The 25,038-nt window shown below is 51.3% G+C and carries 22 protein-coding genes; 14 read left to right on the forward strand and 8 right to left on the reverse strand.

Annotation, left to right across the window (positions count from 1 at the left end):
- Positions 1-302: 302 nt before the first annotated feature.
- The 5 genes from GS601_RS16515 to GS601_RS16535 form a co-directional block, all read right to left on the reverse strand.
- Complete coding sequence (locus GS601_RS16515; RefSeq protein WP_238393321.1) at positions 303-743, reverse strand: pre-16S rRNA-processing nuclease YqgF; 441 nt, start codon at positions 741-743, stop codon at positions 303-305.
- A 20-nt stretch (positions 744-763) separates the two neighbouring features.
- A complete protein-coding gene (locus GS601_RS16520; RefSeq protein ID WP_162424390.1) occupies positions 764-2,161 on the reverse strand; it encodes a DUF3084 domain-containing protein in 1,398 nt (465 codons plus the stop codon).
- Positions 2,162-2,279: 118 nt separating this feature from the next.
- Positions 2,280-2,951 (reverse strand): global nitrogen regulator NtcA, encoded by a 672-nt coding sequence (gene ntcA / locus GS601_RS16525; RefSeq protein WP_162424391.1) that lies wholly within the window; start codon positions 2,949-2,951, stop codon positions 2,280-2,282.
- A 463-nt stretch (positions 2,952-3,414) separates the two neighbouring features.
- A complete protein-coding gene (locus GS601_RS16530; RefSeq protein ID WP_162424392.1) occupies positions 3,415-3,981 on the reverse strand; it encodes a phycobiliprotein lyase in 567 nt (188 codons plus the stop codon).
- 150 nt (positions 3,982-4,131) lie between these two features.
- Positions 4,132-5,958 carry a DUF1565 domain-containing protein gene (locus GS601_RS16535; protein WP_162424393.1) on the reverse strand — a complete coding sequence of 609 codons (1,827 nt, stop codon included), beginning with the start codon at positions 5,956-5,958 and terminating at the stop codon, positions 4,132-4,134.
- A gap of 342 nt (positions 5,959-6,300) precedes the next feature.
- Here GS601_RS16535 and GS601_RS16540 point away from each other — a divergent pair, with 342 nt between their 5' ends.
- From GS601_RS16540 to GS601_RS16550, 3 genes are all read left to right on the forward strand, one after another.
- Positions 6,301-7,404: a thiamine phosphate synthase gene (locus GS601_RS16540; protein WP_238393323.1), complete on the forward strand. Its 1,104-nt coding sequence runs from the start codon at positions 6,301-6,303 to the stop codon at positions 7,402-7,404.
- 9 nt (positions 7,405-7,413) lie between these two features.
- Entirely contained in the window at positions 7,414-7,626 is a 213-nt protein-coding gene (gene thiS, locus GS601_RS16545; protein ID WP_162424394.1) for a sulfur carrier protein ThiS, read from the forward strand.
- A 208-nt stretch (positions 7,627-7,834) separates the two neighbouring features.
- Positions 7,835-8,785: a DUF1517 domain-containing protein gene (locus GS601_RS16550; protein ID WP_162424395.1), complete on the forward strand. Its 951-nt coding sequence runs from the start codon at positions 7,835-7,837 to the stop codon at positions 8,783-8,785.
- Between the two features lie 235 nt (positions 8,786-9,020).
- Here the strand turns inward: GS601_RS16550 and GS601_RS16555 are convergent, their stop codons facing one another.
- On the reverse strand, positions 9,021-9,497 hold the full coding sequence (locus GS601_RS16555; protein ID WP_162424396.1) for a hypothetical protein: 477 nt from the start codon (positions 9,495-9,497) through the stop codon (positions 9,021-9,023).
- A 249-nt stretch (positions 9,498-9,746) separates the two neighbouring features.
- On the opposite strand from GS601_RS16555, the gene GS601_RS16560 reads away from it, so the two are divergent.
- From GS601_RS16560 to GS601_RS16590, 7 genes are all read left to right on the forward strand, one after another.
- Entirely contained in the window at positions 9,747-9,932 is a 186-nt protein-coding gene (locus GS601_RS16560; RefSeq protein WP_162424397.1) for a hypothetical protein, read from the forward strand.
- A gap of 194 nt (positions 9,933-10,126) precedes the next feature.
- Positions 10,127-10,939, forward strand: coding sequence for a carbon-nitrogen hydrolase family protein (locus GS601_RS16565; RefSeq protein WP_162424398.1), 813 nt, complete (start codon positions 10,127-10,129; stop codon positions 10,937-10,939).
- A gap of 88 nt (positions 10,940-11,027) precedes the next feature.
- The gene (locus tag GS601_RS16570; protein ID WP_162424399.1) at positions 11,028-12,494 is read left to right on the forward strand and encodes a cation:proton antiporter; all 1,467 of its coding nucleotides are present in this window, start codon (positions 11,028-11,030) and stop codon (positions 12,492-12,494) included.
- 737 nt (positions 12,495-13,231) lie between these two features.
- Positions 13,232-15,115, forward strand: coding sequence for an N-acetylmuramoyl-L-alanine amidase (locus GS601_RS16575; protein ID WP_238393324.1), 1,884 nt, complete (start codon positions 13,232-13,234; stop codon positions 15,113-15,115).
- A 75-nt stretch (positions 15,116-15,190) separates the two neighbouring features.
- Positions 15,191-16,066: a glutamate racemase gene (gene murI / locus GS601_RS16580; protein ID WP_162424401.1), complete on the forward strand. Its 876-nt coding sequence runs from the start codon at positions 15,191-15,193 to the stop codon at positions 16,064-16,066.
- Positions 16,067-16,558: 492 nt separating this feature from the next.
- On the forward strand, positions 16,559-17,227 hold the full coding sequence (locus GS601_RS16585; protein WP_162424402.1) for an SH3 domain-containing protein: 669 nt from the start codon (positions 16,559-16,561) through the stop codon (positions 17,225-17,227).
- A 3-nt stretch (positions 17,228-17,230) separates the two neighbouring features.
- Positions 17,231-17,920, forward strand: coding sequence for a Pr6Pr family membrane protein (locus GS601_RS16590; protein WP_162424403.1), 690 nt, complete (start codon positions 17,231-17,233; stop codon positions 17,918-17,920).
- A 106-nt stretch (positions 17,921-18,026) separates the two neighbouring features.
- Here the strand turns inward: GS601_RS16590 and GS601_RS16595 are convergent, their stop codons facing one another.
- Positions 18,027-20,348, reverse strand: a complete 2,322-nt coding sequence (locus GS601_RS16595) for a BamA/TamA family outer membrane protein (protein ID WP_162424404.1) — start codon at positions 20,346-20,348, stop codon at positions 18,027-18,029.
- Positions 20,349-20,823: 475 nt separating this feature from the next.
- Here GS601_RS16595 and GS601_RS16600 point away from each other — a divergent pair, with 475 nt between their 5' ends.
- From GS601_RS16600 to GS601_RS16610, 3 genes are all read left to right on the forward strand, one after another.
- A complete protein-coding gene (locus GS601_RS16600) occupies positions 20,824-21,594 on the forward strand; it encodes a cysteine hydrolase family protein (RefSeq protein WP_162424405.1) in 771 nt (256 codons plus the stop codon).
- Between the two features lie 267 nt (positions 21,595-21,861).
- A complete protein-coding gene (locus tag GS601_RS16605; protein WP_162424406.1) occupies positions 21,862-22,320 on the forward strand; it encodes a cupin domain-containing protein in 459 nt (152 codons plus the stop codon).
- Between the two features lie 56 nt (positions 22,321-22,376).
- Complete coding sequence (locus tag GS601_RS16610; RefSeq protein ID WP_202925152.1) at positions 22,377-24,002, forward strand: CocE/NonD family hydrolase; 1,626 nt, start codon at positions 22,377-22,379, stop codon at positions 24,000-24,002.
- A 99-nt stretch (positions 24,003-24,101) separates the two neighbouring features.
- Here GS601_RS16610 and GS601_RS23980 read toward each other — a convergent pair whose 3' ends face one another.
- A complete protein-coding gene (locus tag GS601_RS23980; RefSeq protein WP_420800313.1) occupies positions 24,102-24,266 on the reverse strand; it encodes a DUF6334 family protein in 165 nt (54 codons plus the stop codon).
- A gap of 265 nt (positions 24,267-24,531) precedes the next feature.
- Between GS601_RS23980 and GS601_RS16615 the strand changes: the two genes are divergently transcribed.
- Complete coding sequence (locus GS601_RS16615) at positions 24,532-24,996, forward strand: GNAT family N-acetyltransferase (protein ID WP_162424407.1); 465 nt, start codon at positions 24,532-24,534, stop codon at positions 24,994-24,996.
- Positions 24,997-25,038: the final 42 nt, after the last annotated feature.

The raw sequence follows: 25,038 nt of genomic DNA on the forward strand, positions 1-25,038 counted from the left end.
ATTGCCATCAACCGAAGAAGCCTGCGATTGCCATTGACTATAATTTGCTGCCTTCGCGTTAAACCGAACTGACGTTACGCTACTTGTGGAGTATCTAAATTTTCTGCGACCTATCCCGATCGAGTGACTGATACCAAATTAATCTGTAAATGCGACAGACCTGACGACCTCCCCCAACCCCTCCTGGGTCAGGAGGGGAGCCGGAACGTCCTTCCTGACCCAGGGGGGATGCTGTAGGCAGGGGGTCGAGGATCTGTCCGCAGTTGAAAAATCAATTGGTATGCATCGAATCACTCCCAGAGCTAAGCCGTCAACCGGTGTAGATAGCGCTCGATCAACAAAATCGCCACGATGTCATCGATGCTGCGCGGCGGCGTCCGCATTCCCTCAGGCACAAGGCGTGTCAGACCTGTGGGCGGATACATCTGCCAGTAGCGATCGCGCGCCTCCAACGAACTGTGCCGCTCATCTACCATCACCACCCGCAACGGCTCCCCCAACTCCTCGTTTAGCCTCCGCTTCCACGCCTTAGATGAGGTCTGATCTCCCATCACCAATAGCGAAATGGGAAGCTGTTGCCGCAGCGATCGAATCGTTGCGATCGCGCCGTCTGCCGTCACTACCTCGTGATAATATAACCGGCGATCCACCCCCATCACCGCTAACCCGCACTTTTGCCGCCCCGGATCAAATCCCAAGATCACCGGTTGATCCCCCATCGTCTCCTCGTTCGTCTCCCTCATCGGTTCCCAACTACACACGACTACGACATTCTCAGCACCACTTGCCCGTTTTGCACCACGACTAACTCTATTCTGAGGGGGCCTACGGTGTACGTCACATCCGATGCCACCGCCCGAAGCTCAACCGGAGTTTGATATTGACGCAGTTGGTCTAAAAAGCTAGCCAACGACTCTAGTTTCTCTAGTTGAATCCCATCATTAATCACACCTGCCCGCTTCGCCCGAAAGTTGGAGAATGCAATCAGTTGTTCAATGCCTTGTTGAAACTGATCAGGCGTTAGCTTGGCAGGTTCGAGGGTTTTGCTCGCGACAATTTCTCCGGCTAAAAACACAACCCGATTTGGAATCGCCGTAGCATAGACCGAAATCGGTCGCCGTTCTCCGCGCACATAGTTTGCGTCTGCCACAATCCGCACGACATAATCTTGACCATCATTGATCGTTGTGATCAAACGTTCTACCTCGGCGGTTTTGATCTGCACGATCTGTGCGACATCGGGCGAACCGGGCTGAACTAACTGCCACGCCGTGCGATTAGCTTCTTTTAACAAGCGATCGACCGCCGCTTTTGCCGCATTGGGGTCTACCACGCGCAGCACTCCCGATGATAGAACCTGACTCCGCAAAATTGCCAAATAGCCGCCGCGAATCAGTTGGGCTTCTTGTTCAGACTGCTGCACGGCTTCGGCTAAGAGGGCTTGCTGAGCTTCGAGTTGTTTGAGTTGCACCTCGCGCTGGGCAATCACCTGATCGCGATTGGAAATTTCGCGATCGCGTCGCTGAATAATCTCCGTTCGCTCCGCAATCTGCTGATCCCGTTCGGCAATTTGTGCCTTTACCGCATCACGCTGAGCAATCAACGTTTCCTGCTCAGACTGCAACTGGTTGATCTCCGATCGCAGGGTTTCGGCTTGTTGAGAGACTGTATCTAGCTGCCCCCGAATCAGGTCGCGTTGGGCTTCTGCCGTTTTTAGCTGCTCGTTGGTCTGGTTCTGTTTTACCAGGGCTTGCTTGAGGGATTCATTGATCCGGTTGAGTTGTCCTTCGGCTTGTTTGCGCTCTGCGCGAGTCCGTTCTAGCTCATCTTCAACCTGGCGCTTCTGCTGGTTGGTGGTTTGAAGCTCCTCCGAGCTTTGCCTCAACTCTCGATTTTGGTCGCGGAGTTTGTTTTGCAGCGAGTTAAACCCTAGCAGCATCTCCCGAAACTGGCGGCTGCTGGCAAACAAAATGCCAAAGGTAGAGGCAGAAATCAGAGTCCCAGTCAAAATCGTCACGATCGTGGCGGTGCGTTTGGGACGCAGATTAAATAAGCTCAGACGCGCCTTTCCGACCTTGGTGCCGATGCGATCGCCAACGGTTGCAATCAGCCCGCCCAAAATCAAGACTGCCAAAATCAGAATTAGCCCAATATCGGACATTGATGCTCCAGAACGCTCTAGCCTAGATCACTCAGCAGGACTCCGCATCTATTATGCCTGTGGAACGGAGATTGCTGCTGCAAAGAAAATGGGGATTTGCAGCGATCGTGGCAACCCATCAGGTGAATTGCTGGCTCAACGTGACTGGATTGTGAACCGTAATCTTTTTCTTGTGAATGGAGATCATATTGTCTTGCCGCAAATCCCCCAACAGCCGCGTTACGGTGACGCGGGTTGAGCCGATTGCTTCTGCGATCGCTTGATGGGAGAGTTTGAGATCGATCGTAATCCCCTCTTGGGTTGGCAGACCAAAGTCGCGGCACAAAATCAGCAGAAAGCTCACAAGCCGTGATCCCATGTCGCGGTGGGCCAGGGTTTCGATCATCATCTCCGTTTGCAAAATCCGAGACGACAAGCCCTTGAGCATCATCATCGACAGATCTGGATTGTCTTTTAGGGCTTTCTCAACCTGCTCGATCGGCACAGACAGCAACTCGGCTGGGGTAAACGCCACCGCATGATAGAAGCGATCGGCACGTTGACCTGTGATCAGAGACAGCACGCCAAACACGCTGTTTTCTCGCAGCAGCGCTACCGTAATTTCTTCTCCTGCCTCATAGACCCGCGATAGCTTGACGGCTCCTTTTTGCAGAAAGTACACCCGTTCCGCCGGATCGCCCGGAAAGAAAATTGTTTTACCACGCTCAAATGTCTCCACAACAGGAGGGTAGGCACCTCCGCCAATCTGACGAAATAATGATGCAAGCGGTCTTTCTTTGGTCACTACCATTTCTTCCCTTTCTCGCCACCCAAATGATTTGTGAGTGTATCGGACTCAGACTTTGAGCAAAACTTTGAGCAAAACTTTCAACAAAACACCGTCTGCTAAAACCTTGTTGCTAAATTTCGATCTGTGTAGTTTATTCCTTCGGAGTCTGTTTACTGCCCATGCGTCTTTGTAAACGATTGATGACTTTAGAACACTTAAACTGACTGCAAAGGCACTTTTTGTGCCTCTTTATACATTTCTGCCGATATTTTCAGAATTTTAGAAAATCTCTGTTATTTCCTCGGCAAAAGATTGTTAGCATTGAACACTTTCCCAGGAGAAGAGTCAATCCTTTGGCTCGATTGGAGGATGCTGCGATCGCAGGGAAATCGCTATGAAGATTGTTCACCGCAAATCTGCGAATAGAGGATCTGCGCGTACCCTCTCCCACCTGCGATCGCGACCCTCACACTCCTGGGGCAACTCATTCGGCGTCGGCTGCTGCCGTATCGCTAGTCTGCTCGTCAGGCTTAGCCACCCCTAACCGAATCTCCGAGCAAAAAGACGCCATGCTAAAGCCCCCAAATCGCTTCAAAATGCTGTGGCGCAACCGTACATTCGGGCTTTCAAACCAAAGCCGTTCTTTGGAGTACATGCTTTCATACTCAGTCACAAGGGTTAATTCATCTGTTTCGTTGATGTGATAGCTCCCCGCAACCGGGGCTTTTTCGGCGTAGCCCATCTCGCGCAACAGCGTTCCTTCTTTGGGGTTGTCTGGGTTTGCGACAGGCACCAGCACCGTTGTCCCATCGTGTTTTTCTTTATCCCAGTCCATGGTGCCGTCCCAGCTTACTCGTGCCCCACACGCCGCCGTTGCCGGATCAACATTATATTGCTGGCACAGTTGGATCACAGCAGGATCTGTTTTGTCGAGCAATTCGATCTGAATATTAGATTTTCCAGCCTCTTGCTGCTTAAACGCCAAGTGATGGCTGGTTCGCATTGAGGACCATTTCCCCGCACTTTGTTGAAAAAACTCGACAATATCCATGAACAATCCTATGGTGGTGACTTTGTGTAGTAATCACCATTCTAGAAGAAGAGGGATAAGGGAAGATGGAAAAAGGGAGGCATACAGCGCTGTTAGACCCTGCCAAGCCTTGCCGCAGGCATCTGCCTCCCGGTGTTTACAGTCCCAGCGTTATAGCTGTTCGATCGTGGCTCGCAGTCCTTGATTGACCAACATTTGGATCAGTTCATCGGCTTTGGTGCGATCGCTAAAGACCCCCGCTTGCATCACGTTTTGGCTGCCTCGAAACACCGGAAAAGCCCCTGGAGCCACAGATTGAATTTGAGCCTGCTCCCCCTCACCGCTCGCCTGCACCACCACTCGGTAGCGCAGTCCGAGCGCCAACATTTGGCTACTCGGAGGGGCAACCCGGTTGGGAGAAACAGGAGCGCCTCGCCACACCTTGACCGATGTTCCTGCCGTTCGCCCAAGGGGAATCGAGCCTTTGGGAACGGGTAACGTCCCCGATGCTGAGATCGGGTTGGGGGAAAACTCTGGGCGGCTAACGCTAGACTGCATCGCTAAGGCTTGGCGGGGAGCCACGCTCGATTCTGGTGGTGGCACAGGAATATCGATCGCACCATTTGAGCCGAAGCGCGGCATGACGGGGTTGGGCTGCAAAGCAGAACGGGCGGGAATCGGGCTTAACCGGGCTGGAGATGGCACCGGAATTTCCGCCGAGACGCTTTGAGCTTTTGGTTGTTTGGGAAGCGGTAAGACTCTCCCACCCCGGGGCAGGGCAGGCGACACAGCGATCGCTGGGACAGGGCTAGAGGCAGATCCCATGGCTGGGCTGGCAGATGGGCTGACAGGTGGGCTGATAATAGACGGCGCGACCGAGCGGTTGAATAAAGCGGGAAGCGGTGCCGCCGGAGCGGGCGCAATGGCGGGCAAGGGTTGCCGATATCCCTTAGCCGATGCCACACTAACCGGAGCCTCTGCTGTAGCGGAGGTGTTGGAAAAATCTAATCGCCCGATCGTTTTGCTGCCCGTGATTTGGTTGCCAAAGGCGGGAATCTTTTGAATACTTTTTTGGGCGTTGAGGTCAAACTGTCCGTTGCCGGTAAAGGTGTTGTTTCCAGGATCAGACGAGGTGCCGAGATTGGGGCGAGATTGTGCGATCGCAACCATGCCGTCGCGCAGGTTGCCATCAATCACATTGTTGCGGAGAATCGGCGCGGCTTTCCCCTGAATCACGATGCCATCTTTATTTTGGGTAATGCGGTTGCCGATAATGCGAGGCGCTGCATTTTGCGCCACATTGATCCCAAATCCGGTCTTCTCAAAAATGTTGTCGTGAAGTTCGGGGCGAGATGTGCCGTAAATGGTGATGCCGTTCGCGCCATTTTCGTAGAAATAGTTGTTACGAAGAACAGGCGCACTGCTGCCCACCACCGACGCCCCATCATGACCGCTTCCGGTAAACGTGTTGTCGCTAATCACCGGGCTGGTAGACTCGATCCACACCCCGTAGCCTTGAGCGTTGGGATTGGAAACCGTAACCCCGGTTAAGCCCGCCTGATTTGCACCCAAGATTGTGACACTTTGTCGCGCAAACGTACGACTTAAAAAGATGCCACTGCCTTGAATGACGACATTTTGTCCGCGATCGCGAGGCTCTCCTTTGATCGTGGTTCCTGGTTTCATTTGCAACGGAAATGCTTCGCCAGTTTGGGCACTATACGTACCCGGAGCTAACAGAATGATCGTGTTTGGTTGAACAATTTGTAAGGCGCGAGTAATCGTTTTAAGCGGCGATCGCGCTGTTCCATCAGCGGTATCAATTCCACGATTTGAGTTAACAAATAAGTAATTATATTGAGTGGGTGCGCTGTAAACTTGCGCTACTTGGAGCGGAGTTGCGATCGCTGGCAGCCCTCCGGTCAACCCCATCATTCCAGATAGGCTCAGCAGTGACACAACACCAAAGGGGCGCTTTACAAGGGATAATTCACTCACAATATTTCTCCTATACACGGCAGTAGGATGACTTGTTACTTAGAACGAAAAAAGACCGTAAAAGCACTGATTTAACTGATCGATAAATCTCACTTAACGTCAAAGACTTTGTGTTTTCTCAAGAGAGAATACAGCAATTCTCAGGATTTTGTCCGCTAGGGGTAAGAGCGAAACCGCCTTAACGGAAGTTCATAATAATTGAGTTTCTAAAAAGTGCTTCAGTTTTTGATCAACAAATTCGCTCAGTTAAGTATTAACCCTGAAGTTGCAAAAGAATGTCACAATTCAAAATACCCCTGTTCCGTCTCGCTGTTAGGATGAAATATTAATTGGTTTGTTCCGATGGACAAAACAGAACCCTCTCTCCCGTTTATGCAACCTGCCGTATACCGAATTTTGGACGCTAACCTCGATCGCGCCCGCGAAGGTTTACGGGTGATCGAAGAATGGTGTCGATTTGGTCTAAACCATGCAGAATTTACTGAGCAATGCAAGCACCTGCGGCAGGAACTCGCAACTTGGCATCATAGCGACCTGCGATCGGCGCGAAATACGCCAGACGATCCGGGCACAGGCTTGACCCATGCGAACGAAGCCACGCGGGGTACGATCGCCCATGTCTTGCAAGCCAATTTTTGTCGAGTAGAAGAAGCGCTGCGGGTGTTAGAGGAATACGGCAAAGTCTACCGCCAAGACCTGACTGAGGCGGTCAAGCACATGCGCTATCAGGTATACACCCTCGAAAGCCAACTGATCACCCAGCATCGGCATCAAAAGCTGCACCAAGCAATGCTCTACCTGATCACATCGCCGTCAGAAACGGTGTTTGAAACGGTCGAGGCTGCCTTAAAAGGAGGACTGACTCTGGTTCAATACCGAGACAAAGATGCTGACGACCTGACCCGGCTAAATCATGCCCGAGCACTGCGGCGAATGTGCCATGAATATGGAGCGCTGTTTATTGTCAACGATCGCATCGATCTAGCCTTAGCGGTAGATGCTGATGGTGTTCACCTGGGGCAACACGATTTCCCGGTAGAGTTGGCTCGCCAGATGCTGGGGTCTCAGCGCATTATTGGGCGCTCGACCCATAATGGGGACGATCTATACCGGGCGATTCAGGAAGGGGCAGACTATGTGGGCGTCGGTCCGGTTTATGAAACGCCGACCAAAGCCGGTAGACCTGCCGCCGGGTTAGACTGTGTGCGTCATGCCTTAGAGCAATGTCCAATTCCCTGGTTTGCGATCGGGGGCATTGACGCCAATACTGTTCACGACGTTCTCGCCGCCGGGGCACAACGGGTTTCCGTCGTCCGAGCAATTATGCAGGCTGAGCAACCAACCTTGGCAGTGCAATATTTTATGGCGCAGTTAGACCAAAAACGCCGCTCCCAGATGGGGCAAAAGTTTGCTAAGCAAGACTCTATTACCGATCCGTGGATGTAGGGAAAACCAATGGCAGAACCGATCACGCTTCAGGTCAACGGCGAAGCTAAAACCTGTGAGCCAAATCTCTTATTACCCCATTTTTTAGAGCAACTCGGTTTAAATCCTCGCCTTGTCGCGGTGGAGTACAACGGGGAAATTTTGCATCGTCAGTATTGGGACACGACCCAAATTAAAGCCTGCGATCGCTTGGAAATTGTCACCATTGTTGGCGGCGGTTAAGCCCTCGTCGCCTAGCAACGCCCTGCCAAACGCATCCCCCTCTCAGTACGGTAATCTCGCCCAAAACTCGCCGTTGGGCGCATTTTCAACCTCTACAGAAAACGATACAGTAGAGGAGTAGAAAAGCTTAAACCCTTGAAAAAACGCATAAAGCTCGACGTTTAGAACCCGATATTCTGCGTTTAGGTGAGCTAACTGGTATTACGTTATGAAAACACCAAAGTCCTTTTTCAAATCCCTGATCCGATCCCTGCTCGCTTTGGGGTTGGTACTGACGCTGATCCTGGGTCAGGCTGATGGCGCGCTGGCAGCAGGTACGGGTGGGCGCATCGGCGGGGGTTCCTTTAGAGCACCGGGTCGTACGTTTGCGCCGCCTAGCGGCGGTGGCTACTCCCGTCCGGGAGGGGGCTACTATCCAGGCGGCGGCGGTGGGTTTTTCCCTTTCCTCTACTTCCCGTTCTTCGGTGGTGGCGGCAGCCTGTTTACTCTGTTTATCTTTATCTCGATCGCGGGCTTTCTGTTGCAAAGCTTCCAACGGGCAACTGCTGGGAGTGAGCTAGATTACGATAGCAATCCGTCGGTCTCGGTTGCAAAGGTGCAAGTGGGCTTGCTTGCTCAAGCGCGGAGTTTGCAAACTGATCTCGATCGCATCGCTCAACGCGCAGACACCGATTCTTCTGAAGGCTTGGCGCAAGTGCTGCAAGAGACAACACTATCCCTGCTTCGTCATCCTGAGTATTGGGTTTATGCTGCATCAGAGTCGCGTCAGGCTCGGCTGCAAGCGGCGGGTGCAGAGTTTAACCGTCTAGCCTTGTCTGAGCGCAGCAAGTTTACCGCAGAGACGCTCTCGAATGTGAACGATCAGCTAAAGCAGGGTTCTAAAGATTCGGGCGCGTTGACTGTTGCCGAGAAAGGCGGCGAATTGGCTGAAGCACCGGGAGAATATATTTTGGTTACGCTGCTAGTTGGCACTCAGAGCAAGCTCCAACTTCCTGCGATCAATAGCTCAGATGATGTGAAGCGTGCCTTGAGCCAGTTGGGTAGCATCTCTAGCGACCAGCTATTGGCGCTCGAAGTGCTGTGGACTCCTCAAGCTGAGGGGGATGTGCTGACCCGTGACGATGTGTTAGCCGAATACCCAAGCTTGAAGCTAGTCTAGGTCTTCGTAGCCTATTGAGTTCTGAGTCTAACTTTGTCAAGGTTCAGGTCTCTTGATTAAGATCTTCTAAAATCTCCGGCTGCTTCATTTAGAGAGCCGGAGATTTTTTTGAGAAGATTTTTTGAATTACTTACAGCGATTTTCAGATGAATAAACCACAGTGGATGGGGAGATGGATGGTTTAAGCAAGGGAGAACGGCTGTAGGATTAGGCAACTTGTAGGATTAGGCAACTCCTACCAATCTTCATGGGAGCCGAAAAAGAACCGTCCGTCAGCAGCAAAACCGGGAGATTTCCATACGGTTGCTTCCTTGTCGGGGCAGGTTTCCACCCCTTCATCAATGCCATAAGGATGCATTCCGCAGACCAGCAACGTGTCGCCGTAAATTTGCCCGTGAAAATGGCGACAGCCGACGCAGCCTAAATGCTGTTTGAGTAATGGATCAACGGTTTGAAACACTGGCTGAGCCGCTTCCTCAACCAGGCTTTCAATGCCAAAGTAAGCCTCTAAAACCGGGCTGACTAACCCTGTGATATATTGCTCAACTTCATCTACAAAAATGCCATTAAGTTGTGTTGAGACTTGTTCAGAAACCTCAACATAGGTCTGCACAACTTCAGATAGATTGTGGGCAAATTCAGTGAGAAAATCTTCGACTTGTCCAACCATTGTTTCTAGCGTTTCAGAAAATTCTTTTTGCCATTCATTCATAGCGACTTGCCGGGTTTGTAACTTGATTAAAACCAATGTTTCGCCGCTTGGGTAAAGCGTGAACGACTTGCAATCTCTACGTTGAGAGAGTTTACGATGCATTGATTTCTGCCATCATACCCTGGATCACTGGGAATCACCGTAACGGAATATTTCTTCAGCCGGTCGGTAAAATATTGCTCTCGTTAGAGGTGAATTTGAAGACGTTTTTCTAAAGTAGATATACATCTTTATGTGGAGTTGGTTTTTATGAACAATACGATCGCATCTCTTCTTCTAATCGTTCTACTTTGTACCCTGATATTTTCTCCCTTTGCAGCGTTATCATTGCTCATGCTTTTCGTGTTTGCTGCTGCCATGATTAGCTTAGTATCTGCTATTACTCGTGCTGTTTTAACTCCCACCTCGGACGCCGCTCAACGCGATCGCGAATAGGTTTTGTGCTGGGGAGGAGAGTTGATTTGAGATCAACCGAGCTTACCGTAGTAAAGTAACCTAGAGTCGGGTACTTGGGTTCTCGATTTTGGCTAAAAACCAGAGCTAGTCCGTTGCCTGACCTACGCTTATGCACCTTTAAAAGTCGGTACAATATAGAGCTTTTCTCTTTCTCCTGAGCATGAGTGAACCTTATGAAGTCTTACCTCGCTGCCGCCATTCAAATGAACAGTCTGCCCGATTTGAAAAAAAATCTTGTGCAGGCAGAAGACCTGATCGATCTTGCTGTGCGCCAGGGAGCAGAGCTAGTGACTCTGCCAGAAAATTTTTCGTTTTTAGGGGATGAAGCGGCGAAAGTCGCGCAAGCCGATGCGATCGCGCAAGCTAGCGAAAAATTTCTCAAAACCATGGCGCAACGCTTTCAAGTTACCATCTTGGGCGGCGGCTTCCCGGTTCCGGTGGGCAACGGCAAAGTCTACAATATTGCCCTGCTGGTTGACCCCGCCGGTCACGAACTCGTCCGGTATGAAAAGGTGCATTTGTTTGATGTGAATGTGCCCGATGGCAACACCTATCGCGAATCTGAGACCGTGTTAGCCGGGATGCGAGTTGCGCCGATTTATCCATCGAAAGAACTGGGCAATTTGGGGCTATCTGTCTGTTATGACGTGCGGTTTCCGGAACTGTATCGCCAGATGTCGCAGCTAGGGGCGGAGGTGCTGTTTGTGCCGGCGGCGTTTACTGCCTATACCGGGAAAGATCACTGGCAGGTCTTGCTGCAAGCTAGGGCGATCGAAAATACCTGCTATGTGATTGCCCCGGCTCAGACGGGTCGCCATAATGCCTTGAGACAGTCCCATGGGCACGCGATGATTGTAGACCCGTGGGGCGTGATTTTGGCAGATGCCGGAGACGACATTGGCGTTGCGATCGCAGAGATCAATCCCACTCGCCTAGAGCAGGTTCGTCGGCAAATGCCCTCCTTGCAGCATAGAGTTTTTGTCTAGTTACGATTACTTTTTCGAGAATAGAGGAATGTTACAAACTCTGTAACATAGGAAAGAACGAAAGTGCCGTCACTAAAAGTCTTAACCGATGCATAGTTCTTTCCCTTCCATACCCTCTGTTCTGTTAAATCTCCAGGTCTCTTTGCCGCCGCTTTTGGCAGATGCTGCCCCTGAGAGCGGCTCGCTGGTCTTAGCAGGCGTGTTGTTGAGCTTGGTCGTTGTTTATTTTGCCAGTAAAATTGGCGGCGAAATTTGCGTTCGCATTGAGCTACCGGCGGTTTTAGGAGAACTGCTGGCTGGTGTTATCGTGGGTGTCTCGGCACTGCATTTGCTCGTGTTTCCCAGCGTTGATCTAGACGCGAGCCAGTCAATGGTGATGCAGCTATTGCAGATGGCAATGCAGGTTGACCTGCCGACGCTAACGACGACTTTCGAGGTTCAGAGCGAAGTGCTCTCGACCCTGGCAGAACTGGGCGTCATCATTTTGCTGTTTGAAATTGGTCTAGAGTCTGACCTCAAGGAACTGATCCGGGTAGGGCCCCAAGCCGCGATCGTAGCGGTGGTCGGGGTGACAGTTCCGTTTGCCTTAGGCACAGCAGGTCTGATGCTCATTTTTAACGTTCCGTCTATTCCTGCAATCTTTGCGGGGGCGGCACTCACGGCAACGAGCATCGGCATTACGGCAAGAGTTTTAGCCGAGATCCAGCGTCTCAACTCTAAAGAGGGACAAATCATCATCGGTGCCGCCGTCTTAGATGATGTGCTAGGCATTATTGTGCTTGCCGTGGTTGCTAGCCTCGCCAAAACCGGACAGGTCGAAATCGGCAACGTTATTTATCTCGTTGTCAGTGCTGGAGTTTTTTTGGTGGGCAGTCTGTGGCTAGGTCTGCTGCTCAACCCGTTTCTAGTTTCTTTGGTGAACGAACTGAAAACGCGGGGGCAGCTTTTGATCACCGCCTTGATTCTGACGTTTGTATTGGCTGATATTGCGGTTGTGATTCAGCTAGAAGCGATTTTGGGCGCATTTGCGGCAGGGTTGATTTTGGCAGAAACCGAGAAGCGCACCGAGCTTCAAGAGCAGATCGCCCCGATTTCAGATATGTTTGTGCCGGTTTTCTTTGTGGTAGTTGGTGCCCGAACCGATCTGAGTGTGCTCAACCCGTTTGTGCCCAGCAACCGGGAAGGGCTGATTATGGCGTCCTTCTTGGTTTTAGTGGCGATCGTGGGCAAAGTCGTAACCGGATTTACCGTTTTTGGACAGCCGCAACTTAACCGCCTCGCGATCGGGGTGGGGATGATTCCCAGGGGCGAGGTGGGGTTGGTGTTTGCCTCGTTTGGCGCTACAACCGGAGTGTTGCCCGAATCGCTGCAAGCGGCTGTGATTGTGATGGTGATTCTGACGACCTTTTTAGCGCCTCCCCTGCTGAGAATCGTCTTTTCTAAGAGTGATGAGGTATCGCAACTGGTTTCTGAACCGGCAGGGATGGCAGCAGCTTCTGATGGGATGGGGGCTGCTGAAATTTTAGACTCAAGTGTGATTCAACACGACGATTAGGGCGCGATCGCGCCAAGCTCTCCAGCGCCAAACCCTCCCTTACACGTTATTCAATCAGTGAATCCCATCCTCGGTTGTGCGGCGGTAAAGCGATCGCACAACCGATTTTTTGTGGACAAATTCTAAAAAAATATTTTGACCCTTAAGCATCTATATTAAAATGCTGTAGCCAAATTCCTCATTGCACGATGCTGCTCTGACTTCTATAAAACAGCCCTGGCAAAACCAAACCGCGAAGGGCGTGCCAAGCCAAACCCTGAGGTAATCCCTAATGCTGCCCGCCTGTTTTTATTCTCTCGACAACCTCAATCTGCACGCCTATGTTTGCTCCAGTCAAGATTTAGAATCTAGCTTCTAAGTTCAGCAATATATCCAGAAAAAGGTGCAATCTTGGCGAATGTTAGGACAGTGATTAACTCGGCAGCCCTTGAGTTTGCTGCTACCCTCATCTTTTGATCTCCTACCGTTTATTCCAGCAAAATCGTAAAACAGGAGCTACATAGATAGGGCTGAGACGATTCATCAACAGGACATAGCTATCTACCAATCGTGTGTGTGAGAAGGCTAAACAGGGGAAATTCACCACTCTAATTGAGTCGAAGATTGAGTCGAAAACTCGTGATTTCTCCTGTTATTTCTGCATAGAACCCTGCATAAACCAATAGTGATCTAAAAATTCAGCGTTAGTTTTTGCAGCTTCAATCCACAGCGACGCGATGCACACAAGGAGAACGACATTGAAACGCGATCAGGTTAATGCTAAAGAAAACCAAATAGGAGGAACGCTGAATTCTTACTTACATTCTTTACTTCTACCTTTTTTTCTGTTTCTCTTAGCCGCTCCCGCTCAGGCAGCAAGGCTGCAATCGTGGCGGTTTGATGCGGCTCAAAATCGTCTCGACTTTACGACCGATGATGGCGTGCAGCCCAAAGCGCAATTGATTGAAAATCCGACTCGGCTGGTGATCGATTTGCCCGGAACGACTTTAGGGCGTCCTGCGGTTAGTCAGTCCTACAATGGTGCAATTCGCTCGGTACGGGTCGGGCAGTTTGAGAAAGGCACAACTCGGATTGTCATGGAACTGGCTCCGGGATACACGCTCGACCCGTCGCAAGTCAGGTTTCGGGGGGCAACGGCTCAGCAGTGGTCCGTGCAGGTGCCAACGCCGCAACTCACAGGTAGCAATGCTGGAGCGGTGCTTGCGGCTCCTCCCCTAGGCAGCCCACCCTCGGTTAGCGCTCTACCGTTGCCGAACACTCTACCAACGGTGAGTAGCAGTGGAACGGCTGGGACGCTGATCCAAAGCATTCAGGCCACTCAGGATGGCTTCTTTTTGCGAACCAATGCGGGTCAGCCGCAGATCCGATCTGTCAGAAGCGGCGATCGTCGCCAAATGTATATCGATGTTTACGGTGCAACGCTGTCTCCTAGCGCCTTTCCTCGCGATCTCCCAGGTCGCCAAAACGGAGTCAGCCGCTTTCAGGTTTCTCAGTTTCAGGCATCGCCGCCGGTTGTGCGGTTGACGTTAGCGCTATCCCCCGACAGCCCCAATTGGCAAGCATCAGTAAGCGGCACAGGCAGCACGGGCGGTATTGTTGTTTTGCCTCAGAAGGCGGGTTCAGCTACGGTGCCGACGGTCGAATCGCCGCGTAATTCTGGATCTCAAACGCCATCGGAGGGTGCAAAAATTCAATCTGTTGACTACGATGCTGCGAATAATCAGATTCTGATTCGCGCCGATCAGCCGATTATCTACACCTCCGGCTGGGATCGCCCAACGGGAGCCTATCGAATTACGGTGCCATCGGCAAAGCTAGACAGCAACATTCGAGGTCCGCAACTTCCGACCAATAGTCCGCTGTTGCAAGTCCGGATTCGCCAAGAAGGGACGAACGTTGCCGTGTTGATGACGCCTGCCTCTGGGGTGCAAGTTGGAACTGCCAATCAGCCGAGCCGTCAACTGGTTTCCTTGCCGTTTAATCGTGCCTCTGCGTCTTTTCCGCCCAATCCTACTCCTGGAAACACGATTCCGGTTCCGCCGCCGACCAATCCATCTCCGGTGCAGCCGCGCCCTCGGACGCCCAATGGGCGCTTAGTCGTCGTGATCGATCCAGGGCATGGCGGGCCTGATCCGGGTGCCGTTGGTATTGGCAATCTTTACGAAAAAAATGTTGTGTTGGATATTAGTCGGCAAGTGGCAGCGTTGCTAGAGCAGCAGGGGATTCAGGCGATTTTGACGCGCCCTGACGATCGCGACTTGGATCTTGAACCCCGAGTTGCGATCGCAGAGCGTGCCAACGCGACGGTGTTTGTTAGCATTCATGCCAATGCCATCAGCATGAGTCGCCCTGATATCAACGGCTTAGAGACCTACTACTTTTCCTCTGGCTTGGGTCTGGCGCAATCGATTCACCGCAGCGTTTTGCAAGGCACCGGCACCCGCGATCGCCGCGTTCGTCAAGCTCGGTTTTATGTGATTCGCAGAACCTCAATGCCGTCTGTGTTGGTTGAAGTTGGCTTTGTCACGGGTGCAGAAGATGCCCCCAAACTAGCGACGGCAAGCTATCGTCAACAGCTTGCTCAATCGATCGCACGGGGCATTGTTAACTACCTCCGCTAGAGAGAAAAGACTTGAGCGGCTAGGCAATTGCGCCTAGACTTAAATCATGTGTGGTGTGGAGTCAAAACTTAACCTATGAAGAATCAGGCATCCGGTGCGGCTAGACGAGCAGAGTCATTGCTCCAAGCTTCGCCGCAAAGTTCCGATGTGATTGGGGTGTTTGATAGTGGAGTGGGCGGCTTAACGGTGTTGCGTGAACTGTATCGCCAACTGCCGAACGAGTCAATTCTCTATTTTGGAGATACAGCACGGTTGCCTTACGGCGCGCGATCGCAGCTAGAAATCGAACAATTTGTGCGCGAGATTTTGGCGTGGATGGAGAGCCACCACGTCAAAATGGTGATTATGGCGTGCAATACTAGCTCTGCGTTGGCCATTGAAACCATTCGTCAAGAGTTTCCCAGATTGCCCATCTTAGGCGTGATCTTACCAGGGGCGCGGGCTGCCGTTCAAACAGGCAAACGCATCGGGGTCATTTCCACGTTGGCAACGGCTCAAAGCGATGCCTATCGCCAAGCGATTTTAGAGGTTGATGGGGCGGCGCAAGTCTGGCAAGTTGGCTGCCCTGAGTTTGTGCCGCTGATTGAGCAAGGTCGAATTCATGATCCTTACACTTACCGGGTTGCAGAAAAATATTTGCAGCCTTTATTAAATCAGCACATCGATACGTTAGTGTATGGCTGCACACACTACCCGCATTTGGCTCCGGTGATTCGCTCGATCGTGCCTAGGTCTGTCCGACTGATTGATCCGGCGTCGCATGTGGTTTTAGCCGCCGCGCAAGAGTTGGATGTTTTGGGCTTGCGTCACACTCGCCCACCCAAGCCGACTCGGTTTTATGTAAGTGGCGATCCGCATCCCTTTGTGCAAATTTCTCGCCAGTGGTTGGGGTGTACGCCGCTCGTGGAACAAGTGCGGTTGCCAGAGGTGGCAGAGCAGGTAGCCAGTTAGAGAGCCTTTCTCGCAACCAACATTGATGACGCTGTTGCTTGATCAGGACAACCCCTGATCAACGGCAGCCCTGCTGAGTTAAATACCAAGGCGATGAAGTTGACGCGCCTGAAACTTAGCTTACAGCGATTTTTAGACGAATAAACCACGGGAGTGTGTGCATGTCACCGTAGCTATGGGATGAAGTCCCTTTATCGCATAACCCCACAATCTAATGGTAATGTCTGATAAGTATTATGTGGCGACGAGAAACTTCATGAAGAGGCTAACTTCTAGTTGACTCCTAAAGTGTCTCGTTGTCTCATACCAAATTAATCTGTAAATGCTACAGACCTGCGACCCCCCCCAACCTCTTCTTAGTCAGGAGGGGAGCCGGAAAGTTCCTCCTGACCAAGGGAGAATGCCGTAGGTAGGGGGTCGAGGATCTGTCGCAGTAGAAAAATCAATTTGGTATCAAACCAATGGCTTCATAGCGGCAAATCAGACGTGGACATGAAAAGTAAAAGCTGGGTGACCGTATTCTTCTCTGCAACTGCTGCTGTGGTTGTGTCTATCTCTTCAGTCTTTGCAGAAACAGTAGAGGTGACAGTTAACAACCTCAATGTGCGAACAGGTCCGGGTACAAATTACCCTGTTTTGACCGTGTTTGATAAAGGCGTTCGCGTTAACAGGATTAAGCAAAGTGGCAACTGGGCTTACATTGTGGCTGGGCGGGTCGAAGGTTGGGTTTATTCACCCTATGTCGTAGCTGTCGGTTCTGGCGACCAGGGTACAGGCAACGGCACGATTACTCCAGGGCCGGGACCGGCTCCTTCGCGCTATGAATCATTTGGCAGCATCACCAATGCGCGGTTTCGTGGAACTGGCGCAGGAGATGTGCAACTGGTTGGCTCAAATCGTGTGGTTGTGACTGCAACAGCCCGTGGCGAAAACATTCAACCCTTCTCTGTCACTTACTACGCTGCCATTACGAACCGATCTCCAGGGCAGATTGTGGCAAATGTGACGGCGTTTGCCTCTTCTCCGACGGGCAATCAGACCCGACCGATTGAGGGAGAGTGCCAAATTGGGGTGAGCAGTGACAGCAGTTTCCTGCGCTCCTTTACCTGTCAGGCGTATGGAGGAGTTGACCACGGCAGAACTGTCTTTACTGGGCGCTAGACAATGACAATTCACGATCGCTCAATTACAGAAAAAGCGACTGCATTCTCGCGATCGTATGCTGCGATCGTCGGTACGATCGGTTGGTTGGTCTTGGGATTACAGTTGTATCTGACTACGACCCTCGCGATCAAAAATGGTCTCACATTGTGGGTGGGCATTGCCCGATATTTTGGCTTTTTCACAGTTCTAACCAATATTTTGGTGGCGCTGGTGCTGACACTTCCGCTGCTCCGACCGAGGAGCCGATGGGCACAGTTTTGTGTTCAGCCCAGCGTTAGAACGGCAACGGCGGTGTATATTGTCATCGTGGGTGCCGCCTACTTCTTGCTACTGCGGCAATTGTGGAACCCAGAGGGGTGGCAGCTTTTAGCGGATAGAGGGCTGCATTACTTTATTCCCATTGCCTATGTTGGGTTCTGGGTTGCGTTTGTGCCCAAAGCGGCGTTGCGATCGCGAGACTTGCTGGGTTGGCTGATCTATCCGCTGGTCTATTCGATCGTTGCCTTAAGTCGGGGGGCAATCTTTAACTGGTATCCCTACCCGTTTCTCGATGCTGCTAAACTCGGCTATCCGCAGGTGCTCGTCAACGTGGCTCTACTGTTTGTGGCGTTTTGTGTCGTAGGCTTGCTGTTGATCGCTATCGGACGCCTGCTCAGTCGTGCTGTCCGCAAGGGCACTCACGCTGGCTAAGCTTGCTGAGTAGACAGACTTGATGAGATGCAAAATGTCTGAGTGACCTGCCTAGATTGCCCCCGTACGACAAGGGTAGTCTGGGCGGCGTCTAGCTGACGGTTGGTTAAAATTTTTCGCCAATGCCAATTTGGAGCCGCCCTTCCCCGCGATCGTTGATGCCATATCCCGCTCGAATGATACCAAAGGGCGACTTTAGCCGCACTCCAAGCCCAATTCCAAACCCCGTTCCCGATCGATCTCGTTCGATGCCCGGTTGACCTAAAACCGAACGACTCGAACCCAAATCCGAAGCAAAATCGGCAAAAACAGCACCCCCAATAATCCGGTAGATCGGGAACCGATATTCAGCAGAGGCAAGGATAAAACTGCGGCTGATGGCAACGGTGCCTGCATCATAGCCCCGGACGGAGTTGGGACCGCCCAGGCTAAAGGCATTGTAAGGAGGAAGATCGCCGAGTGTGGTTCCTGCCTGGAGATTGAATGCAAACACCTCTGGTTGCCCTTGGGATTGTTCTAAATTGAAAAGGTTGACCGGCATGTATTGCGAATAGTTTGCCTGCAAGCGATTGGACAAAATGCTGCCCCGTCCGATCGGAATCGATTGATCGGTGGTCAGCGTGAGCAGGGAACCGTCGGATGGATCGATGAAATTGTTGCGAGTATCGCGGGTTGCCGTAAAGTTGATGGTGGTTAAGTCATCAATGCCGGTGCCGCTAAACGAAAGGGGATTGCCTCGGGCATCGGTGCGAACCACATCGCCGTCGCTGTCGCGCAGGCTAATCCGCTCGTAGTTCAATCCCAGGGAGCCGTTCCAGCCTTCCCCGATCGGGCGGTTGACCGCCACCCCAACGCCAAATCTCCCTTCTCGGACGCGATCGCCATTGTCCAAGCGAATGTCATCATCAAACACCCGCGACGAGCCGCGCCGCCGAAAGCCACTGATGGTGTAGCCCAGTTTATCGGGTTCGGTCTCTCGGTAGGGGCTGACAAAGCGCCCATCAAACTGCACATCTCGGGTGCCGATCAGCAGGTTGCCACCGATTTGCTGCCCGATGCCGTTGAAGTTGCGATCGCTATAGCCCAGATTTCCAAACAGCCCCAAATCGTCGTTATATCCGCCGCTCACATTCACCGCCCGGGAGCGAGTTTCGGTCAAAACATAAACCACTCGGGTTTGCCGCGCATCGCCTTCTAGGGCAATTTGCCCATTGTTAAACAAGCCTGTTTGAAATAAACGCTGCAAATCTTGCCGTGCCAGGTCTTCTTTAAACACCTGCCCTGGCATGAGTTGAATTTGTTGTCTCAGAAAGCTTTCTCGCGTTCTGCCGCGAATCGGTTCGCCTGTGTCGCTGACAGGGCTGCCGTTCTCGTCGGTAAAGCGAATTTGAATATCGCTGACGATGCCTTCTGCAACTTCAAGCGTCAAGATGCCCTCACGGCTTGGGGTGACCGCCACAACCCGCGCCAGATTGTACTGATTTGCGGCATACCATTGGTTGATCTGGCGGATGCTTTGATTGATCGCTGTAGGACTGACGATCGCCCCGATTTGAGTCTTGAAATAGCTGTTTGCGATCGCGGGAGTCAGTGCCCTGGCATTCACTAATCGAACCGACTGCACGACAACAGGCTGCACCTGAAACGTGACGTTCAACCCGTTTGGGGTGGTCTGCGTGCTGACGCTAGCATTGCTAAACAGCCCGGTGCCTAAAATAGATGCCACATCTGCCTGAAGTTGCGGAGTGCTGACCTGCCCGCCAGGTTGGGTGCGAATGTTGGAGCGGACAAACTGCTGAAGCTCTGCATCGACTCCTAAAATCTGAACGTCGGTGGCGGTGACGACCAAGTTAGGAGGGAGCGGTGTTGGACGCGGAGAACCGGGGATGCTGGGAGCCGGGGGAGGAACAGCCTGGGCACTCGATGGAGGCGTGTTGGCGGGAATGAGCCAAGTGGGTTGCTCTAAGGGGGTGGGCGGTTCTAACCTGGGTTGCTCTGGGCTTAGCAGATTGGGGGCAGACATTGGAGCAGAATTTCCAGATTCTACACCGGGCTGCAAGGCTGGATCAGTTTGAGCCAATCGACGCGGTGGGTCTGCGATCGCTTGCTGAGCCGTGAGGGTTGCAGATTGAGGGCGTTGGGAGACCGGTGCATTATCTTTCTGTACAAGATCTTTCCGTACGAGACTTTTTAGTTCACTATCGTTTGGCTGCTCAAAACTTGTACCTTGGCGTGAGAATTCTGGAGATGCGGTAGACTCTGGAGATGCAATCAACCTCACGGGGTTGACTGTTGTTTGATCGACCGCAATTACCACGTCTTGAGGAGAGGTTTGGGTTAGCTCTGGTGGAGCCGCTGTTGCATTTTGAGCGGCATTGAAGGCAGACCAAGCGGCAAGCGTACAGAGGGTGAGAGGAGAAAGACGCATAGAGCAACCAAACGATAAACGTAAATGATTTGGCGTGAGTTATTTATAGCCGAAAATGCCAACATTGCGGTAATTTATAACTCATAATTTATGCTTTGTAGTTGAGCAACAGAAGAGAGAGATAGTTTTGCAAGTTTCTAAGGATCGCGCTAAGCAACCTTTAATTGTGCGGGGTAGATTTCTGGCTAAAGCCTACCACTAATTGTGAATTTAAGTGATGGTCAAAATAGCATCGATCGCGCAATTTGTAGTAATAAATGAAGTGCGATCGCGCTAAAGAGTTCCCATCAAGATAATTTGGTAAACCTCTATCTGCTTGCATAGGCTGCCCTCGCCCTAGGCTGCTCTGGCAAACGAGGGAATATGAGTTAACCTAGCTCCCCTTTTTTAGAAGAGAAGGGTTGAAGATGAGGCGATTTCCCCTCAGTTAATAATAAATTCTTTAGTTCAGCAAAAAATCTCCTACGCTGTAGCTATGAGCCAACCCAAAACCGTTTTAGGCGTTCCACCCAATGCTTGGTTTGTTGATGAAACAACAGCAGATTTGTCGCGCCCACCTCTAGAGCCAACGCTCGTTTCAATTAAAACAGACACGAAATGTGTACGGCTTGACCTTAAAAAGTCTGCCCTGCTAGTGATTGACATGCAAAATGATTTTTGCCATCCGGATGGGTGGTTGGCTCATATTGGTGTAGATGTGAGCCTGGCTAGAGATGCGATCGCGCCTTTGCAAAAATTTCTGCCGATTATGCGTCAAAACGGAGTACCGATCGTTTGGGTTAATTGGGGAAATCGCCCGGATTTGTTCAATATTAGTCCGGCAATTCGCCATGTTTATAACCCGTCAGGAATGGGAGTTGGTTTGGGCGACCTGCTCCCCAAAAATCAGGCTCCTGTTTTAATCAAAGATAGTTGGGCGTCTGCTGTTGTCGATGAGTTGGAAAAGCATCCCGAAGATATTAGTGTGGATAAGTATCGGATGAGCGGTTTTTGGGACACGCCCCTCGATAGTATTTTGCGAAATTTAGGGAAGACGACGCTCTTTTTTGCCGGTGTTAATGTTGACCAATGTGTGATGGCAACATTACAAGATGCCAATTTTTTGGGCTATGACTGCATTTTGATCCACGACTGCACGGCAACTACCTCCCCCGATTATTGCGTACAAGCAACGTTGTATAACGTGAGACAATGCTTTGGATTTGTAACTGATTCTACAGAGATTTGTACAGCACTAAAGGTTTGAATTAAACGTTACATTCCTCTCGAAAACGCTGGCTTTAGCGTGGCTTGCTGAATCGGGTAGTGAGTCTGCCAATATGTCAGTCTTGTAATCCTTTACGGAAGCACTATATTGCGTGATTTTAAGTAGAAAAATAAGGAATGCTTTTTTCTTTCTTAACTCTGAATTGTCAACTTTAAATTACGACTTATTCTGTATTGGATGGGGTTAATGATTTGATCAGAAAACGCTGAAATCGACCGTGTACTAAGAACTTTTAAGGATAAGGCGATGAATGATGAACGCTGCGTGATTCCGGTGATCAAGTCGCCTCGTGACTATCAGGCTTATCGCATCAGTTCCCACGATACCAACCGGCTCGCGATCGTGTTTGATCCTGCGATCGCGAATTTCTCCCTTACCTTTTGTGTCGAAATTTTTGATGTTGGCGGCAAGACGCCTCCCAACCGGCATCAGCTTGCGATCGAGATGTTTTTTGTGCTGAAAGGGGAAGGCGTTGCCAACTGCGATGGCAAAGAAGTCCCAATTTGCGCCGGAGATAGCTTGCTCGTTCCGGCAACCGGAATTCACGAACTTCGCAACACAGGCTCGGATCGGCTGTATATGCTGTGCATCATGATTCCCAACGAAGATTTTGCAGAACTAATTCGCAGCGGCATCCCCGCCGAACTCGATGCAGAAGATTTGGCAGTTTTGCGCCGCGCCCCTATGCCGCTCTTAGTCTCGTAATTTTCAGTCTCGTGATTTTAGTCCTGTACTGTGGCTCTGAGAACTCGCTTCGATCCATGATGAAAACCGTTTCGATGATGACCCGCGATCGCGTCCGGTTGGATGCCGATGTGTACTACCCAGACGAGCCAGGAGAGTTTCCGGTGCTGTTGATGCGACAGCCCTATGGACGCGCGATCGCATCGACTGTGGTATATGCCCATCCAAGCTGGTACGCGGCTCAGGGTTATATGGTGGTCATTCAAGATGTGCGGGGACGAGGCACATCAGCAGGAGAGTTCAAGCTGTTTGAGCATGAAATCGAGGACGGTTATGATGCCGTCAATTGGGCAGCAACTCTGCCCGGAAGCTCTGGCGTTGTGGGCATGTACGGGTTTTCCTATCAAGGCATGACTCAACTTTATGCGGCGATTAACCGCCCTCCTGCTCTCAAAGCGCTGTGTCCGGCAATGTTGGCAGGCGATTTATATAGCGATTGGGCATATGAAGGGGGCGCATTTTGCCTGTTTGCAAATTTGGCATGGGCGATTCAACTTGGGGCTGAAACCGCTCGTCTGAAAGGGGATGAAGCCGCCTTTCTCAAATTCTCCGACGCGGCTCGCAACCTGCCGCTTTACGATCGGGTTCCAACTCGCCCCCAAATCATGCAGGAGTTAGCTGAATACGATTCGTTCTATCAAACTTGGCTCGACCATCCTGATCCTGAAGATGCTTACTGGAAGCGATTATCGCCGCTCACGTATTTAGAAAACTTTGATTTACCAATGCTGCATATTGGCGGATGGTTTGATACCTACATGCGCGGCACGTTAAATTTCTACAAAGCGATGAATCAGCAAAGTCGTGCGGTGCAGCAGTTGATCGTGGGTGCGTGGGCGCATTTGCCGTGGGGTCGCAGGCTAGGCGCGATCGATTATGGGGCAGCGGCGGTGAGTGGGTGCGATCGCGCTCAAGTGCGATGGTTTGATCAGTTTCTCAAAGGCATCGACACTGGGCTTGTGAACGAACCGCCGATCAAGCTGTTTGAAATGGGCAGCAATCAATGGCGCACCTTTTCGGAATTTCCGTCAAACGCCGCCCCATCGTTCTATCTCAGCAGCACCGGGCTTGCCAGCATTGACGAAACCGACGGTTCTCTCGTTTCCACGCCCCAGAGGCTATCTCCTGCCGATGTGATGGTTCACGATCCGTGGCGACCTGTTCCCGCGTCGGGTGGTCACGCTTGTTATCCCTGTGGTTCCTTCGATCGCGCCTCGCTCGATGGTCGTAGCGATATTCTCACCTACACGTCTGAGCCATTTACTGAAGCATTGCCTTTGGCTGGAGAAATTGTTGTTGAGTTGGAGTGCAGCGCCGATCAGCCGAGTTTTGATATCTGCGCGGTTTTGTCGGAAGTGAAGCTGAATGGCAGTGTTTACAATTTTTCGCAAGGGTATCGTCGGAGCGATCGCGGTGAAGCGGTTCAGTCCTTGCGAGTTAGTCTTCAACCGACTTGCATTCAGATCCCGATTGGGAGTGCCATTCGACTGAGCCTGAGCGGGGCTTGTTTTCCGGCGTATCCTGTCAATTCGGGAACGGGAGAGATCAGCACCATGGTGGCTCAGATTATGACGATCGCAGTTCATGGAGGACGGGTGATTAGCCTCAAGTGCAACTCCGAGGAACCGTCGGGTAGGCAATAGATGAATCAGATGGATTGCAAAAAACGCTTGGCTGGAATTGTATTTATTTTCGACAGCTTAAAGTTTTGGCTCCCGAAAGAATTTCTAACGTTCAATAAACTACGCTGAAACGGGTTTCCGCCCATTCGAGATTCGCTTGCTCATTAAGATAGACTCCCATCTGAATGCTTCTAGGACAGAGCCTTCAGCAACCAATGAAAGGCTAGGATGATAGGTTTCAAAGGCAAAGATGATTTGATCGTGATAGCCTTGAGTATTTTCCATGTCCAAACTGTTTGAAGTTTTTTGCCAACCCAAGCGCGACCCCACTCAGGCGCATGTTCTTTCGGTCAGGATGATTTCGTTGGGTTCAGTCATTCTTTAGCGACAGCAGTTCTGTCCATTTTATAGGATGCACTCCTTCAGGTGAGCGCATGTAGCAGATAAGCGGAGGGTTAGATTGCGGTTAAAATTTGCATCTGCGATCGCACACTCCCATCCCCAGCAGATCCAGTAGTATTTTTGAAAGTTGCTGATCACCCGTAATTTTATGTCTGATGTATCCGTTGAACTCGCGCCGTTTTCCCACGATCCTTCGGAGTTTGGCAGAGCCAATCGCGACTCAATTTTTCTGATCCGAACCTGTGTTTTTCACCACGAACAAGGCATCGATCCGGCCTTAGAATTTGATGGAAAAGACCACCAGGCAATGCATCTCCTAGCCTACGTTGAGGCTCAGCCCGTCGGAACCGTGCGGATGCGCGAGATTGCGCCCCAGGTTGCTAAACTAGAGCGCCTTGCCGTTTTGTCAGAGTTTCGCAATCAAGGAATAGGGAGAAAATTAACAGAATCGGCTTTAGAATGCTTGATAAGCAAAAAGTTCGCTCAAGTTCGACTCCACGCACAGGTCGCGGTGAGAGAGTTTTATACAAAACTCGGCTTTATCGCAGAAGGGGACATCTTTGACGAGGCGGGAATCCCGCACATCAAGATGGTCAAGCAGATTAGTTCGTAGTTCATCGTTTGTCTGGCGTAGTTTGGTCGTGTTCTCAACTAC

It is taken from the genome of Myxacorys almedinensis A (genome assembly GCF_010091945.1).
Classification (GTDB): Bacteria; Cyanobacteriota; Cyanobacteriia; order Leptolyngbyales; family Leptolyngbyaceae; genus Myxacorys; species Myxacorys almedinensis.

Excerpts from the sequence above, each read along its gene's own strand:
- GS601_RS16570 (WP_162424399.1), top strand. The coding sequence starts at position 11,028 with ATGCATAGTTCTTTCCCTTCCATACCCTCTGTTCTGTTAAATCTCCAG.
- thiS (WP_162424394.1), top strand. The coding sequence starts at position 7,414 with ATGGCAGAACCGATCACGCTTCAGGTCAACGGCGAAGCTAAAACCTGT.
- GS601_RS16555 (WP_162424396.1), bottom strand. The coding sequence starts at position 9,497 with ATGAATGAATGGCAAAAAGAATTTTCTGAAACGCTAGAAACAATGGTT.
- GS601_RS16520 (WP_162424390.1), bottom strand. The coding sequence starts at position 2,161 with ATGTCCGATATTGGGCTAATTCTGATTTTGGCAGTCTTGATTTTGGGC.
- GS601_RS23980 (WP_420800313.1), bottom strand. The coding sequence starts at position 24,266 with ATGGAAAATACTCAAGGCTATCACGATCAAATCATCTTTGCCTTTGAA.
- ntcA (WP_162424391.1), bottom strand. The coding sequence starts at position 2,951 with ATGGTAGTGACCAAAGAAAGACCGCTTGCATCATTATTTCGTCAGATT.
- murI (WP_162424401.1), top strand. The coding sequence starts at position 15,191 with ATGAAGAATCAGGCATCCGGTGCGGCTAGACGAGCAGAGTCATTGCTC.
- GS601_RS16615 (WP_162424407.1), top strand. The coding sequence starts at position 24,532 with ATGTCTGATGTATCCGTTGAACTCGCGCCGTTTTCCCACGATCCTTCG.
- GS601_RS16605 (WP_162424406.1), top strand. The coding sequence starts at position 21,862 with ATGAATGATGAACGCTGCGTGATTCCGGTGATCAAGTCGCCTCGTGAC.
- GS601_RS16515 (WP_238393321.1), bottom strand. The coding sequence starts at position 743 with ATGAGGGAGACGAACGAGGAGACGATGGGGGATCAACCGGTGATCTTG.
- GS601_RS16610 (WP_202925152.1), top strand. The coding sequence starts at position 22,377 with ATGATGAAAACCGTTTCGATGATGACCCGCGATCGCGTCCGGTTGGAT.
- GS601_RS16585 (WP_162424402.1), top strand. The coding sequence starts at position 16,559 with ATGAAAAGTAAAAGCTGGGTGACCGTATTCTTCTCTGCAACTGCTGCT.
- GS601_RS16560 (WP_162424397.1), top strand. The coding sequence starts at position 9,747 with ATGAACAATACGATCGCATCTCTTCTTCTAATCGTTCTACTTTGTACC.
- GS601_RS16550 (WP_162424395.1), top strand. The coding sequence starts at position 7,835 with ATGAAAACACCAAAGTCCTTTTTCAAATCCCTGATCCGATCCCTGCTC.
- GS601_RS16590 (WP_162424403.1), top strand. The coding sequence starts at position 17,231 with ATGACAATTCACGATCGCTCAATTACAGAAAAAGCGACTGCATTCTCG.
- GS601_RS16540 (WP_238393323.1), top strand. The coding sequence starts at position 6,301 with ATGGACAAAACAGAACCCTCTCTCCCGTTTATGCAACCTGCCGTATAC.
- GS601_RS16600 (WP_162424405.1), top strand. The coding sequence starts at position 20,824 with ATGAGCCAACCCAAAACCGTTTTAGGCGTTCCACCCAATGCTTGGTTT.
- GS601_RS16595 (WP_162424404.1), bottom strand. The coding sequence starts at position 20,348 with ATGCGTCTTTCTCCTCTCACCCTCTGTACGCTTGCCGCTTGGTCTGCC.
- GS601_RS16565 (WP_162424398.1), top strand. The coding sequence starts at position 10,127 with ATGAAGTCTTACCTCGCTGCCGCCATTCAAATGAACAGTCTGCCCGAT.
- GS601_RS16530 (WP_162424392.1), bottom strand. The coding sequence starts at position 3,981 with ATGGATATTGTCGAGTTTTTTCAACAAAGTGCGGGGAAATGGTCCTCA.